This is a genomic window from Nocardiopsis sp. TNDT3, assembly GCF_003427465.1.
Lineage (GTDB): Bacteria > Actinomycetota > Actinomycetes > Streptosporangiales > Streptosporangiaceae > Nocardiopsis > Nocardiopsis dassonvillei.
This window is the reverse complement of sequence record NZ_QPFC01000892.1, coordinates 1-1,451: the sequence shown is the minus strand read 5'-3', so window position 1 is coordinate 1,451 and position 1,451 is coordinate 1. Positions and strand designations below refer to the sequence as shown.

Genomic DNA, 1,451 nt, shown 5'->3' with positions numbered 1-1,451 from the left:
GGCCCGCCCCATCCCCTGAACACCGCGCCGCCGCCGGCGCGGACAGCGAATAGGAGAAACCAAGGATGAGTGACCTCGACCCAGAGGCGACCGAGGAGCGCCCGGCACGCGGCGGGCCGGTGGTGAGCGGTCGCGAGGCGGGCCGGATCGCTTTCGCGGCCTTCGTCGGCACCGCACTGGAGTGGTACGACTACTTCCTCTTCGGTACGGCCGCCGCGCTCGTGTTCAACCGGCTGTACTTCACGACGCTGGACGCCACGGCCGCCACCCTGGCCGCGTTCGCCACCTTCGGCGTCGGCTTCGTCGCGCGTCCGCTGGGCGCGGTGCTGTTCGGCTGGATGGGCGACCGGATCGGACGGCGACCAGCGCTGCTGATCACCGTGGTCTCCATCGGTGTGGCCACCGGCCTCATCGGCCTGCTGCCCGACTTCGCCTCGATCGGCATCGCCGCTCCGCTGCTGCTGGCCCTGCTCCGGCTCGTGCAGGGCGTCGCGGTCGGCGGCGAGTGGGGCGGCGCGGTGACCATCGCCGTCGAGCACGCCCCGCCGGAGAAGCGCGGGCGCTACGCGGCCCTGCCGCAGATCGGGTCGCCCGTGGGCACCCTGCTCTCCTCGGGCGCGTTCTCGCTGGTCCTGCTCCTGCCCGCCGAGCAGTTCGACTCCTGGGGCTGGCGCCTGCCGTTCCTCGCGGCCTTCCCGCTGCTGCTGGTCGCGGTCTACATCCGCCAGAAGGTGGAGGAGTCGCCGGTCTTCGAGGAGATGGAGAAGCAGGAGGCGCGCTCCAAGGTCCCCGCGGTCGACGTGTTCCGCCACGCGTGGGGCAGGCTCCTCATCGCGATCGCGTCCGCCATGCTGGGCGTCGGCGGCTTCTACGTCATGACGACGTTCGCCATCAGCTACGGCACCGACACCCTCGGACTGTCGCGCAGCCTCATGGTCAACGCCACCCTGGTCGCCGCGGTGGTGCAGATCGGCGTGATCGTCTACTTCGGGCGCCTGGCCGAGAAGCTCGGCCCCGGGCGCGTCACCATGTGGGGCGGTATCGCCACGGCGGTGATCGCCTTCCCGGTGTTCTGGCTGATCGACACGACCTCGCCGGTGCTGGTGGTGCTGGCGGTGGCCGGGGGCGTGGGCTTCCTGTCCATCGCCTACGCGGTCTCCGGCGCGCTGCTCACCGAGCTGTTCCCGGCGAACCTGCGCTACAGCGGCGTCGCGCTGGCCTACAACCTGGCCGGCGCCCTGAGCGGCTTCCTGCCGTTCATCGCGACCGCCCTGCTGGAGAGCGCGGACGGACGCTCCTGGGTCGCCTCGGTGCTGTTCCTGGGGATCGCCCTGGTCACGGCGGTCGGCGGCTTCTACGGCGAGCGGCTGCGCGTCCGCGACGACGTGGTGGTGCGCTGACACCGTAGGACGGAAAGCGACGGGCGGTGACCGGGGGCTCCCGGTCACCGC

At 71.8% G+C, this 1,451-nt stretch carries 1 protein-coding gene; it reads left to right on the top strand.

Going from position 1 to position 1,451, the window contains the following annotated elements; all coding sequences use genetic code 11:
* Positions 1 to 65 precede the first annotated feature (65 nt).
* Positions 66 to 1,400 carry an MFS transporter gene (locus DQW06_RS21185; RefSeq protein ID WP_013152064.1) on the top strand — a complete coding sequence of 445 codons (1,335 nt, stop codon included), beginning with the start codon at positions 66 to 68 and terminating at the stop codon, positions 1,398 to 1,400.
* Positions 1,401 to 1,451: the final 51 nt, after the last annotated feature.